The following is an 11,861-nucleotide window of genomic DNA, read 5'->3' as shown; positions in this document are numbered from 1 at the left end:
CAGCGGCTCCTCATCGCTCCGCCACTGCGAGGGCCGCGGCGACCGAGGGGTAGCGCACGACCGGTCCGTCACGGCACACGATCGTCGAACCGAGCTGGCAATGCCCGCACAGCCCGTTGCCGCACTGCATGTTGCGCTCGAGCGTCAGCTGGATGTCGCGGGCGGCGACACCGCGATCGATCAGCGCTTCGGCGACGAGTTGCATCATGACGTCCGGCCCGCAGGTGAGGGCGCCGGTGCGGGCGGGCTCGAGGTTCTCGACCATCGTGGCGACGACCTCGGGCACGAAGCCCACCGGGCCACCCCAGCCGTCGGCGGCTCGGTCGATCGTGGCGACGACGCGGATCCCGCCCGCCCGCCACGCCGGGTACTCGTCGGCGTACAGCAGCAGCTCGGGGCTGCGCGCCCCGATCACCGCCACGACCTCGCCGAAGCGGTCGCGGTGCCGGAGCAGCTCGTAGATCGCCGAGCGCAGCGGCGCGACGCCGAGCCCCCCGGCCGCGATCACGACGTCGCGTCCGTCCAGCGCGAGGTCCCACGGCCGGCCGAACGGTCCGCGGACCCACAGCTGGTCGCCCGGCTGCAGGCGGGTCAGCGCGGTGGTGATCGCGCCGGCCCGGCGGATCGTGTACTCGTGAGCAGCGAGGTCCGTGGTCGCCGACGAGATCGAGATCGCGGCCTCGCCGATCCCGAACGCACCGACCATGCCGATCTGGGCGGGAAGGAAGGCGCGGGGTGGCTCACCAAGTGGTGCGACCCGCAGGGTCACGACGCCGGGGAACTCGGTGCGGGCCTCGAGCACCTCGTGGACCTGCGGGACGAGCAGCGGGTCCACCGCGCCCGGGGTGGCTGCGTGGACCGATGTCATGACCGGGCCCCCACCGGCGGCGCGAGCGCGTCGACCTCGGCGGTCAGGTCGATCCCGACGGGACACCAGGTGATGCAGCGCCCGCAGCCGACGCACCCGGACTCGCCGAACTGGTCGTGCCAGGTGCCGAGCTTGTGCGACAGCCACTGCCGGTACCGCGACATCGGCGATGCGCGATGCGGACCGACGCCGAGGTGCGAGTACTCCATGCTGAAGCACGTGTCCCACACCCGCGTGCGCGTCGAGCTCTCCCCGTCGAGCGCGACCACATCCTCCATGTCCGTGCAGAAGCAGGTCGGGCACACCGCCGTGCAGTTGCCACAGGTCAGGCAGCGCTCGGCGACTGCAGCCCAGTGGGGGTGCTCCACGTCGAGAACGAGTTCGGCCGCATCGTCGCGAAGCTCGCGCCCCATGGGCGGTGCGTCGGGGTCGAGCTCGAGCTCGACCCGGCGCACGAGGTCGTCGGGCGCGATGTGCAGACCGAGTTCGTCGACCAGCTCGCGGCCTCGATCGCTCCCGCAGCGCACGAGGTACGTCACGCCGGCCGCTGGATCCTCGAACTCGGTGAGCGCCAGGTCGTACCCGTGGTCCGCGGCCCGCGCGTACCCTGCGCTCTCGCAGAAGCAGGTGGCGGCGGGGCGGGCGCAATCCACGGCGACGAGGAACAGTCCGGCCCGACGGGCGAGGAACGCCGGGTCGGCGTGGGGCCCACCCGTCTGCGTGCCCTCCAGGATCTCGAGGGCGCGCAGGTCGCACGCCCGCACCCCGATCACGGCCCGGCTCACCGCGTCTGTTCGGAACGGTTCGACGATGATCGACCCGTCGCGCCGGTGCATCGTCCACACCGGGCTGCGCGGCGGGTGCACGATCGACTTGAGCGAGTCCGGACCGAGCCCGTAGGCGAAGCGCAGGTCGCTCCCGGTCGGCACGAGCCGATAGGTCGCCGCCTCCTGCTCGTCGGTGACGCCGATCGGCAGATCCCCCGCCGAGGTGATCGGGCGCAGCCGGATCGCACCGTCGGCGACGACAGGACCAATGACCTCGTCGAACTGTCGTGTCATCGCAGCGACCAACCGATCGAGCCCACCGGCGCGCATCACCCAGGGACCGGTCGCGCTGGGGAAGCGATCGACTCGCGTGTCATCCACACATGCATCGTCGGCCCCCGCGTCGCTGGCCGCCAGAGTCTTTGGTCGCTTCCGCGAGAGCGTCGGCGCTCACAAGCAGCCCGGGAACGTAAGAACCCCCTGCTCGGCAGGGGGTTCTCTCCGAGCGGACGACGAGATTCGAACTCGCGACCCTCACCTTGGCAAGGTGATGCTCTACCAACTGAGCCACGTCCGCGTGGGACCCTCAGAATAGCAGCCGGTCTCGCCGACCGGGCAGACCGATTTCGGTCGATCCGAGGGCGTGCTACCGGCCGCCGCCGAGGTCGACGCGCAGGGTGAGCACGCCGTCCTCGAGCGTCGCTTCGGCATCGCCGACGATGGCGAAGTCCTGGAAGTCGAGCTGGGCCTGGGCGAGGAACTGCTGCCGTTCCTCGCCGGCGACCGGTGGGAGGGGCCGGCGTTTCACCGCCGCCGCACGCTCCCGGAAGCGCTCCAACATGGCGTCGACATCGAGTGTGGCCATGGGTTCGATCGTACCCAGCGGCTTCCGCGACGAGGCTCAGTCGTCGCCGGCTTCGCCGTCGCCGCTTCCGCCCTCGGCGGCGTCGACGGTTGCCTCGACGGTGGCGTCGCCCACCTCAGGCTCCACCGGCACACTCGGCTCCACCGGCTCCACCGGCACACTCGGCTCCACCGGCTCCACCGGCACGCTCGGTTCCACCGGCTCGGCCGGGACGCTCGGCTCGACGGGCTCGACCGGGACGCTCGGCTCGATGGGCTCCACCGGGACGACGGGCTGTTCCGGTTCGACGGGGGCGATGGTTTGTTCCGACACGGGGGCCTCCTCCTCGGGTGCCGGCACCGTCTCCGATGGCGCGGCGCCCGACGTGGGGTCCGTACCCACGGCGGCTGCGAGCGAACCACCGGCGAGCGGTTCAGCGCCGGCGGGGCGGGCGCTGTCGAGGGCGTCGGCGCGTCGATCCTCGTCGCTGCGGCGCCAGGACCGGTCACCCATCACCTCCAACGGCCCGAGGGCGGCGTGATCGCGGCGGGTCGCTCTCACGAGCGAGATGCCGAGGAGCACGAGCGCCAAACCGGCGACGGCCAGGATCGCCGCGAGGGCGTAGATCAGCGGCGCCGTCGAGGCGAGGAGCGGTCCGGAGCGGGCGAGCACGGCGCAGATCTTCGCAGCTTCACCTCTGGTGCGCCGAACACCACACGGTGGTCCGCCCACCGATCGTGGCGCGCATCAGCGGCGCGCCATCACGGGGACAGGGCATGTCGGCTCGACGGGCATCCGGCGACAGCACGCCGGTGTGGCTGCCGCCGCGCCGGAGCATCACGGGCAGCCGCCGCTTGATGGCCGAGTGGAGCGCGGCGACCTCGTCGTCGTTCAAGGATCGGGCCGCCCGCCTGGGATCGACCCCCGACCACCACAGCACCTCGTCGGCGAGCATGTTGCCGAGCCCGGCGATCGCCTCTTGGTCGAGCAGCACGGCCTTCACGGGCGCCATGCGACGAGCGAGCACGGCGGCGAGTTGACGGCGAGTGAGGCGCAGGGCATCGGGACCGAGGCGGCCGATGTCGGGTTCGAGGACCACCCTGCCGAGCCGCCGGGGATCATGGAGTCGTAGCCGCACCGGCCCGCGGCCGTCCGCCGGCTCGACCTCGAGCACCCAGCGGTCCCACCGCGGGTGGTCGTTGCCGCTGCCGTAGGCGAGCTCGCCGATCGTGCTCACGTCGTCGACCAGCCAGCGACCCGTCATACCGAAGTGGACGCCGACCCGACCGCGGTCGGTGACGATCACGAGCTGCTTGCCCCGCCGGTCGAGGGACTCGATCTCGGCGCCGGTGATCAGATCGTCCACACCCGGCCCGACGACCAGGTCGTCGGTGCGGAGCACCCGGCGGACGACGGCGCCCGACAGCAGGTCGGCGACACCGCGCCGCGCCAGCTCGACTTCCAGCACTTCGGGCACGGTGCGAGTGTGGCGCGTCGGGAGGGCGATACGACACACTCGGTGGGTGCTCGTCGCCATCAGTCCGACCGACATCCTCGGCCTCGCCGCCATCATCGCGGTGTGCGTCGGGATGCTCTACCTGGCCAGTCGCATCGAGCCGCACTGGGTGTCCAAGGACGACTCGAGGTTCCTGTCCACCGCCCAGGAGCTCGACCAGTGGGGCACGGCGTTCGGGCGGCGCCACGAGGTCCGCGTCAACATCGACCCCGACGACAACGTGTTGCACCTCAGCCGGCGGTCGATGCTGCGACCGACCTCGGGCGTGTGGACGATCTCGGCCAAGGTGCCGACACCGCCACGCGGACGTGTGATCTACCTGCTCAAACGCGTCGGTGAGGCCCCGCCGACGAAGAGCCGCCTCGGTGGCCGGTCGGCCACCGTCGAGCCCGACACGGGTCAGATGGCGCTCCGACTCCCCGCCAAGAGCCGCGTCGTGCCAATACTCGACGCCATGCTCGACGGCACCCCCCGGCCGGGCCAGGACCCCCACGACGACCCCCACCACGACCCCATGGACGAAGGACTCACCGATGGCTGATACGACCGATCTGACCGGGCGCGTGGCCCTCGTGACCGGGGCCAGCTCGGGACTCGGTCGCCGATTCGCCACCGTGCTGGCCGCTCACGGAGCGGCCGTCGCCATCACGGCCCGGCGCACCGACCGGCTCGACGAGCTGGCCGCCGAGATCACCGCAGCCGGCGGCAAGGCCGTGCCGCTCGCTCTCGACGTCACCGACGCCGCGGCCATCGTGAGCGTCGTCGAGGCCGCCGAGGCCGCCCTCGGGACGGTCGACATCCTCGTCAACAACGCCGGCATCCCCGATGCCCAGTACGCCACGAAGATGTCACTCGAGCTCATCGATGCGGTCCTCGACACCAACGTCCGGGCGCCCTTCCTGCTGTCGGCCGAGGTGGCCAAGCGCCTCATCGCCGCCAAGCAGCCGGGGCGCATCGTCAACATCTCGTCGTTGAGCTCGTTCCACTACGCCGGCGAGGGCGCGGCGCTCTACTCGGTGTCGAAGGCGGCCGTGAACCGCATCACCGAGGCGCTCGCCGTCGAGTGGTCGAAGTTCCACATCAACGTCAACGCCATCGCCCCCGGCGCGTTCGCCTCGGAGATGATGGACGGGATGATCTCCCGGCTCGGCGACTTTCCCTCGCAGTCTCCGCGCAAGCGCCTCCCCCAGCCGTCCGGCCTCGACAGCACGCTGCTCTACCTCGTCGCCCCGGAGTCGGAACACGTCACCGGCACCGTCATCAAGGTCGACGACGGCCAGGGCTCCCGCTGACCCAACCTGACGGGAGGGTAAATACCCCACCGAACCGTCCGGTATCTACCCTCCGGTCGGACGAGCGACAAGCGGGCGGCCCTCCCCCGCGCACGCCCTTCAGCGCACCGCGCTAGGGCAGTTTGCGGTGCTCGAGGAAGTCGGCGAGCGGTTCGGCGAACTGGTCGAGGTTGATCAGGAAGGCGTCGTGGCCGTGCGGCGACACGATCTCGTGGTAGCCCGCCGGCACGCCGACCGACGCCAGCATCTCGGTGATCTGGCGCTGCTGGTAGGCCGGGTACAGCATGTCCGAGGAGATCCCGATCGACAGGCACGGCGCCTGCACGCGTGACATCGCCCCCTCGAGGTGCCAGCGGCCGCGGGCGACGTCGTGGAGATCCATCGCCTTGCCGATCACCAGGTAGCTGTTGGCGTCGAAGCGGTAGCCCAGCTTGGTGCCGTGGTGCTCGAGATAGCGCTCCACCTCGAACTGCTGCCACAGCCCGAAGCGATCGCCGAAGCGTGAGCGCTGGGCGATGTTACGACCGAAGCGATCGGTGAACACGTTGTCGCTGCGGAACGTCACCTGGGCCACCATGCGGGCGATCGCCAACCCGTCGCCCGGGCCATCGCCCGGCTCGGCGTCGTAGTAGTCGCCGCCGCGCCAACGGGGGTCGAGGGCCAGCGCCCGACGTCCGATCGCGCCCCAGGCGATCTGCTGCGCGGTGGCCTGCATGCACGTGGCGATCGGGACGAACCCGCCGACACGTTCGGGATACATGACCGCCCACTCGAGGACCTGCATCCCGCCCATCGATCCGCCGATGACGGTGTGCCAGACGGGGATGCCGAGGTGGTCGGCGAGCCGAGCCTGGGCCCGCACCATGTCACGGATCGTGATCACCGGGAACCGTGAGCCGTACGGGCGGCCGTCGTCGGGGTGGGGCGACGACGGGCCGGTCGAGCCCTGGCAACCGCCGAGGACATTGGGGCACACGACGAACCAGCGGTCGGTGTCGATGGGGCGCCCGGGCCCGATCATCCCGTCCCACCAGCCGGGTGTGGCGTGGCCCCGGCCGGCCGGGCCAGCGGCGTGGCTGTCGCCCGTCCAGGCGTGGCAGAGCAGCACGGCGTTCGAGGCGTCGGGAGCCAGCTTGCCGAACGTCTCGTAAGCGATCGTGACATCGGTGAGCGTCGCCCCGGAGTCGACGGCGAAGCGACGGCCTCCGTCGACGGTCGGGTCCGACGACGCGAACGTGAAGAACTGCCGGTGCCCCGGGTTGTCGCCGGGCTGCCATGCGCCGGTCGCCGGCACCGGGTCGGTCACGTTTGCCATCTCATCCAGCCATCTCATCCAGCCATCTCGTCGGTCTGTGTCGTCGTCGGCATGCGAGCGGCTGGAACGCCGGTTTGCCGGACCTGCCGGCCACATCCCGCCACGGCGAGCCGTGGTGGAGGCACCTTGGAGCGTTCGTCCAGGTTGCCGGGCCCGGGCATCCGGGCCGCTCGTAATGCTGGCGAGAGCGTATCAATGCCGACCCGCCACTTCGCGGCTCGTTGTCGACGCGGTCGTCCTCTCATGGCCAGAAGGTGAACGACTACCCTCGGCACATGCGAGTCCTGGTGGTCGGCGCGGGAGGGGTCGGATCGGCATTCGTGACGATCGCCTCTCGGCGCAAGGTCCTCGAACACATCACCGTGGCCGACATCTCGCAGGCCCGGGCCGACTTCGCCGCCAGCACGGCAGCCGGCAACGAGCGCGGGGACCGCATCACGGCGACCACCGTCGACGCCTCGTCGTCCGAGCAGGTCGCCGAACTGGTCAGGGCCTCGAAGGCCGACGTCGTGCTCAACGCCTGCGACCCCCGCTTCAACCCGGGCATCTTCGACGGGGCCTTTGCCGCCGGTGCCCACTACATCGACATGGCGATGCACATGTCCGAGCCGCACCCGGAGCGACCGTTCAGCGAGATCGGCGTGATGCTCGGCGACGCCCAGTTCGCCGTCGCCGACCAGTGGGAGGAACGCGGGCAGTTGGCGCTCGTGGCGATGGGGGTCGAGCCGGGGTTCTCCGACGTGGTCGCCCGCTTCGCCAGCGACCACCTGTTCAGCCGCATCGACGAGATCGGGGTCCGCGACGGCGCCGACCTCGTCATCGACGGCTACGACTTCGCCCCGACGTTCTCGATCTGGACGACGATCGAGGAGTGCCTCAACCCGCCGATCATCTACGAGCGCGAGCGCGGCTGGTTCACCACCGAGCCGTTCAGCGAGCCGGAGGTCTTCACGTTCCCCGAGGGCATCGGGCCGCTCGGCTGCGTGAACGTCGAGCACGAGGAGGTCGTCCTGATGCCCCGCTGGCTCGACGTCGGCCGCGTGACGTTCAAGTACGGCCTCGGCGACGAGTTCATCGAGGTGCTGCGCACCTTGCACAAGCTCGGCTTGGACGGCACCAAACCGGTGGCGGTGCCGGCGCCGGATTCGGCCGACCGGGTCAGCCGCGTGTCGCCCCGCGACGTCGTGGCCGCCGTGCTGCCCAACCCGGCCGAGTTGGGCAAGGACATGAAGGGCCGCACGTGCGCCGGCACGCTGGTGACGGGCGCCGGGCTCGACGGGAAGCCCCGCTCGACGTACCTCTACCACGTCGTCGACAACGCCTGGTCGATGCGCGAGTTCGGTCACCAGGCCGTCGTCTGGCAGACCGCCGTGATGCCGGCCGTGGCCGTCGAACTGCTGGCGACGGGGTCGTGGTCCGGCGCCGGCGTCCTCGGCCCCGAAGCGCTCCCGTCCGAACCGTTCCTCGAGCTCCTCGACGAGCAGGGCGTGGAATGGGAGTGGGAGGACTACCCGTACGCGCCGGGCCGCTATCCCGAACCCGTCGAGCGGTAGACGGCGCCGCCGGGCGCGGCCCTCAGGCGAACGTGCCGATCACCGGCTGGGCGAAGCGGAGTCGCTGGTCGAAGCCGGCCTCGTAGGGCATGAAGCCGTTGCGGTCGGGATAGATCAGCTGGTTCATGGCGAAGGGCTCGCCGCGGTACCAGGACGCCGCCACGTCGAACAGCCCACCCCACTGCTCGAGGTCGACCGGGACGAAGCAGGCGCGCAGCTCGTTGTCGAGCAGGCCGACCACCTCGGCGCCGACCGGGATCTCGGTACCGCCGCGCAGCAGATCGGCGACGAGGCCGATCAACCCGCGGGCGGCCACGGGCGTGAGCCCGAAGACCACGACGTCGGCGAAGCCGGTGTGGTCACCGAAGCCGATCGTGTACGTGTAGCCCGCCCGCGGCGGATCGGCGTCCGGATCAGGAGCCACGGGCTCGACGGCGAAACCGTCGGTCTCGATCATCCACTCGATCTTCTCGGCGTGGGGGATGTGGAAGTCGGGGAGCTCACCGGCCATGGCGACGCGACCCTATTCCGAGCGGCTGCCGGCGGCAGGGTCAGCAGGTGGAGCTCGGCTCGAGCGTCCGGTCGGCGAGCCCGCGCAGCCACGCGACGCCGTCGCGATACGCGGCGTCGGCGCTGTCCACATGGCCACCGCCGGCCAACACCCGCCGCTCGATCAACTGCCCGACCGTGCAGAGCCGTTGCATCATCGCCTCGCTGTGAGTGGGGGGCACGCTGCGATCACCGTCGCCATGGAACAGCAGGATCGGCGCGCCGACGGCGACGTGCCCCGTGTTGTTGACGGCGAGGAGCGAGGCGAACGGCTCGACGGTCGTCGGGTCGGCGACGACGTACGGAGGCCCGGGCATCGACGGAACCGACTCGTCGAAGCAGTGCTCACCGAGGAGATGGAGCAGCTCGATGCCCGACGGGCTGAGCACGGTCGGCAACTGGTCCTCGAGCTCGGGATGGCCGGCGACGAGCCCGGCGACGATCGACACGGTCAACGCGCCGTACTCGGAGCGCTCGGATCCTGAACGCGCGAGCGTGCTGATCTCGGTCGCCGGCGCACCGAGCACGACGCCAAGTATCGACAGCTCGGGCGCCCACTCGCCCGCCAACTGCGCGGCGAACATCGCCGCGTGCCCACCCTGGGAGAACCCGACGAGGCCGACCGCGTCGCCCGCTCCGATGTCCGGGAGCTGACGGGCCGCGAGTCCGGCGTCGAGCATGCTGCGCCCTTCGCTGATGCCCACGAGGTAGGGATGGATGCCGGGGCCACCGAGGCCCTCGTAGTCCGTGGACACGACGGCGAACCCGGCGGAGGCCGCGTTCTCGACGCCGAGGAAGTCGGTCGCGTAGAAGTCACGATCGGCGTCGACGGCACGCGACGGCGCGCACGCGTCGGCCAGCCCGGTGGTGCCGTGGCCGTGCAGGAGCAGCGGACGGCCGCCGGCGGGCACCGGCGAGGCCGGGTCCAAGGCCGCCAGACCGGTGACGACCGTGGACGCTCCAGCGACGGTCTCCGACAGGTACATGATGCGGAAAACCGTGGCGTCGCCCGCCCCGGTGCTGGCCCGGACGAGCTGGTAGCGCAGCAGGTCACCGTGCCGTCCGTCGGGGATCGGATCCGGGATCGAGTAGAACTCCACGTCTCCGGGCATGAACTGAACAGGATCACGTCGCAGGTCGCTGCCGTCGATGGGCGCGGCAACTCCTGCGGTGCCGACGAACGTCGCGGTGGCGAGGATGGTGGTAGCCGACGCGACGACGACTCGAAGACCGCGGCGGACGGTCACGCACGATGTCTAGCGCAACCGTCCGCTGCCGCCACTACCGGGACAGCAACTGGCCCCGGGCCTTGCGACCCGGGGCCAGCCGTTTCAGATGCGGCCGCCGCCGACGGCCACATCCGGATTCACCGCTTCGACGGCGGCCGGGTGGCGAAGATCGCCGCGCCGCCGGCGAGGAGGAGTGACGCTGCGACCAGCACCAGGGGAGCAGTGGATCCGCCGGTCTCGGGCATCTGTCCGAGGGGCGGGGCCAGGGTCACCGTCGGCCGCCCGGGGCTCCCTCCGCCGGGAGTGGTCGGCACGACCGGTACCACCGTCGAGTTCGTCGGAGGCACGGTCGGCTCGGTGGGAGGCGTCGTCGGCTCAGTCGGCGGGGTCGTCGGCTGAGTTGGCGGCGTCGTCGGCTCCGTGGGAGGCGTCGTCGGCTCGGTGGGCGGGGTCGTCGGCTGAGTTGGCGGCGTCGTTGGCTCCGTGGGAGGCGTCGTCGGCTCGGTGGGCGGCGTCGTTGGCTCCGTGGGAGGCGGCGGGTTGAGCCCGCCGTAGAGATCGACATGGCTGATGTCCCGCTCGTTGCCCTGATCGTTGAACTCACGCGAGGTGAGCACGGTGCCGGGTTCGAGCGAGCCATCCCACAGCTTGTCGTCGTTGTTGCCGGCCTTCGTGTAGGCGGCGACCCAGAAGTCGAAGCCGTAGTCGGCCGGATCGGGAATGGTGAACGTGGGGGCGTCGACCGAGATCTCCACGTGGTTCGCACCGGGGGGATGGGGACTGTCGGCCGCGACACGGAGCGGGAGCACGACAGCGAAGGCCGCCGTGACCAGGGCCGTGATCGCCGCCACGATCTTCGACCGTCTCATGATTTCCTTTCCGCCAGCGCGCGCGTACCCGTCGCGGGGTGCGGCAGCTCGCTGGAGAAGACTCTCGAGCGCTGGGTCCGCCGTATTCGACCCTTTCCACCGCGCTCGGTCTCTTTCTCGATCACAATGTTACTGGCGGTAGCGTTGTCGCGTAGGGTCGTTGGACCCTACGCGACGCCAACCAAGGACCCGACCGGTGCACATCACCCACACACCAGTCCGTGACCGACCCAGGCCGACTTGGGGCGACGCCGGGACACGGTTACCGTCGGCGCTGCGATGTACCGCTTCCTCCTCCGGCCGAAGTGGCTGCTGTTCCACTTCCTCGTGCTCGCCGGGGTCGTCGTCATGGTCAACCTGGCGTTCTGGCAGCTGCGCCGGCTCGACGAACGGAAGGACTTCAACGCCCACGTGTCGGCCAACATCGATGCCGCGCCGGTGGGTCTCGCCGACCTGGTCGCCATCGACGCCGAGCCGGGGGATCCCGCACTCTTCGATGCCGAGTGGCGGCCCGTCACCGCGTCAGGCGAGTACCTGGTCGACGAACAGTTCGTGGTGGTCAACCGGTCACAGAACGGGATCGCCGGGCTCATCGTCGTCACGCCGCTCCGCCTCGCCGACGACCGCATCCTGCTCGTCGAGCGAGGCTTCGTGCCACTGAGCGAGGAGGATGCGATCGCGTCGCTCCCGCCCCCCGAGGGCGAGGTGGAGGTGCTCGGCCGCCTGCGCCGCAGCCAGCAGCGCGAGAGCGTCGGGCTGGCCGATCCCGGCGAGGGCGACCTCGCGCAGGTGCAACGGATCGACATCCCGCGGCTCTCCGCCCAACTCCCGGGCGACCCCGTCCCGATGTACGTCGAGCTGATCGCCTCCGACCCGCAGGAGCGGGCGGCGCTTCCGGACCCGCTCCACGAGCCGACGCTCAGCGAGGGCTCGCACCTCTCCTACACGGTGCAGTGGTTCATCTTCTCGCTGTGCGCCGTCGTCGGATGGGTCTTCGCCGTGCGCCGTTCGATCGCCACGCGCCGCGCCGAGGAGATCACGCCCCCCGACGCGACGTAG

The 11,861-nt window shown here is 70.8% G+C and carries 13 protein-coding genes, 1 tRNA gene and 1 riboswitch; of the genes, 4 read left to right on the top strand and 10 right to left on the bottom strand.

The window, feature by feature from the left end:
• Window positions 1-10: 10 nt before the first annotated feature.
• The 6 genes from DN771_RS25325 to DN771_RS25300 all read right to left on the bottom strand — a co-directional run bounded on the left by DN771_RS25325 (window position 11) and on the right by DN771_RS25300 (window position 3,956).
• A complete protein-coding gene (locus DN771_RS25325; RefSeq protein ID WP_117000361.1) occupies window positions 11-868 on the bottom strand; it encodes an FAD/NAD(P)-binding protein in 858 nt (285 codons plus the stop codon).
• The gene (locus tag DN771_RS25320) at window positions 865-2,016 is read right to left on the bottom strand and encodes a 4Fe-4S dicluster domain-containing protein (protein ID WP_117000360.1); all 1,152 of its coding nucleotides are present in this window, start codon (window positions 2,014-2,016) and stop codon (window positions 865-867) included. The genes DN771_RS25325 and DN771_RS25320 overlap by 4 nt, the downstream gene beginning before the upstream one ends.
• A gap of 123 nt (window positions 2,017-2,139) precedes the next feature.
• Window positions 2,140-2,212 (bottom strand) — tRNA-Gly (locus tag DN771_RS25315).
• Window positions 2,213-2,281: 69 nt separating this feature from the next.
• Complete coding sequence (locus tag DN771_RS25310) at window positions 2,282-2,500, bottom strand: hypothetical protein (RefSeq protein ID WP_117000359.1); 219 nt, start codon at window positions 2,498-2,500, stop codon at window positions 2,282-2,284.
• A gap of 36 nt (window positions 2,501-2,536) precedes the next feature.
• Window positions 2,537-3,151, bottom strand: a complete 615-nt coding sequence (locus DN771_RS30580; protein ID WP_117000358.1) for a hypothetical protein — start codon at window positions 3,149-3,151, stop codon at window positions 2,537-2,539.
• Window positions 3,152-3,170: 19 nt separating this feature from the next.
• Complete coding sequence (locus DN771_RS25300) at window positions 3,171-3,956, bottom strand: Fpg/Nei family DNA glycosylase (RefSeq protein ID WP_162942399.1); 786 nt, start codon at window positions 3,954-3,956, stop codon at window positions 3,171-3,173.
• 46 nt (window positions 3,957-4,002) lie between these two features.
• Here DN771_RS25300 and DN771_RS25295 point away from each other — a divergent pair, with 46 nt between their 5' ends.
• Window positions 4,003-4,536 carry a hypothetical protein gene (locus DN771_RS25295; protein WP_117000356.1) on the top strand — a complete coding sequence of 178 codons (534 nt, stop codon included), beginning with the start codon at window positions 4,003-4,005 and terminating at the stop codon, window positions 4,534-4,536.
• The gene (locus DN771_RS25290) at window positions 4,529-5,287 is read left to right on the top strand and encodes an SDR family NAD(P)-dependent oxidoreductase (protein ID WP_117000355.1); all 759 of its coding nucleotides are present in this window, start codon (window positions 4,529-4,531) and stop codon (window positions 5,285-5,287) included. The genes DN771_RS25295 and DN771_RS25290 overlap by 8 nt, the downstream gene beginning before the upstream one ends.
• Window positions 5,288-5,399: 112 nt before the next feature.
• Here DN771_RS25290 and metX read toward each other — a convergent pair whose 3' ends face one another.
• Complete coding sequence (gene metX, locus DN771_RS25285; protein WP_227462476.1) at window positions 5,400-6,620, bottom strand: homoserine O-acetyltransferase MetX; 1,221 nt, start codon at window positions 6,618-6,620, stop codon at window positions 5,400-5,402.
• Between the two features lie 42 nt (window positions 6,621-6,662).
• Window positions 6,663-6,786, bottom strand: a riboswitch (SAM-I-IV-variant riboswitch).
• 91 nt (window positions 6,787-6,877) lie between these two features.
• Here metX and DN771_RS25280 point away from each other — a divergent pair.
• A complete protein-coding gene (locus DN771_RS25280; RefSeq protein WP_117000353.1) occupies window positions 6,878-8,155 on the top strand; it encodes a saccharopine dehydrogenase family protein in 1,278 nt (425 codons plus the stop codon).
• A 22-nt stretch (window positions 8,156-8,177) separates the two neighbouring features.
• On the opposite strand, the gene DN771_RS25275 is transcribed toward DN771_RS25280, so the two are convergent.
• The 3 genes from DN771_RS25275 to DN771_RS30195 form a co-directional block, all read right to left on the bottom strand.
• A complete protein-coding gene (locus DN771_RS25275; RefSeq protein WP_117000352.1) occupies window positions 8,178-8,666 on the bottom strand; it encodes a DUF4262 domain-containing protein in 489 nt (162 codons plus the stop codon).
• 40 nt (window positions 8,667-8,706) lie between these two features.
• A complete protein-coding gene (locus DN771_RS25270) occupies window positions 8,707-9,951 on the bottom strand; it encodes a lipase family protein (protein WP_117000351.1) in 1,245 nt (414 codons plus the stop codon).
• Between the two features lie 119 nt (window positions 9,952-10,070).
• The gene (locus DN771_RS30195; protein WP_117000350.1) at window positions 10,071-10,802 is read right to left on the bottom strand and encodes a hypothetical protein; all 732 of its coding nucleotides are present in this window, start codon (window positions 10,800-10,802) and stop codon (window positions 10,071-10,073) included.
• A 279-nt stretch (window positions 10,803-11,081) separates the two neighbouring features.
• Here DN771_RS30195 and DN771_RS25260 point away from each other — a divergent pair, with 279 nt between their 5' ends.
• On the top strand, window positions 11,082-11,861 hold the full coding sequence (locus DN771_RS25260) for an SURF1 family cytochrome oxidase biogenesis protein (RefSeq protein ID WP_117000349.1): 780 nt from the start codon (window positions 11,082-11,084) through the stop codon (window positions 11,859-11,861).

It is taken from the genome of Desertimonas flava, assembly GCF_003426815.1.
Taxonomy (GTDB): Bacteria; Actinomycetota; Acidimicrobiia; order Acidimicrobiales; family Ilumatobacteraceae; genus Desertimonas; species Desertimonas flava.
This window is presented reverse-complemented; position numbering and strand designations above follow the sequence as displayed.

Coding starts and splice junctions, on each gene's coding strand:
- metX (WP_227462476.1), bottom strand. CDS start 6,620: ATGAGATGGCTGGATGAGATGGCAAACGTGACCGACCCGGTGCCGGCG.
- DN771_RS25260 (WP_117000349.1), top strand. CDS start 11,082: ATGTACCGCTTCCTCCTCCGGCCGAAGTGGCTGCTGTTCCACTTCCTC.
- DN771_RS25280 (WP_117000353.1), top strand. CDS start 6,878: ATGCGAGTCCTGGTGGTCGGCGCGGGAGGGGTCGGATCGGCATTCGTG.
- DN771_RS25325 (WP_117000361.1), bottom strand. CDS start 868: ATGACATCGGTCCACGCAGCCACCCCGGGCGCGGTGGACCCGCTGCTC.
- DN771_RS25310 (WP_117000359.1), bottom strand. CDS start 2,500: ATGGCCACACTCGATGTCGACGCCATGTTGGAGCGCTTCCGGGAGCGT.
- DN771_RS25275 (WP_117000352.1), bottom strand. CDS start 8,666: ATGGCCGGTGAGCTCCCCGACTTCCACATCCCCCACGCCGAGAAGATC.
- DN771_RS30195 (WP_117000350.1), bottom strand. CDS start 10,802: ATGAGACGGTCGAAGATCGTGGCGGCGATCACGGCCCTGGTCACGGCG.
- DN771_RS25290 (WP_117000355.1), top strand. CDS start 4,529: ATGGCTGATACGACCGATCTGACCGGGCGCGTGGCCCTCGTGACCGGG.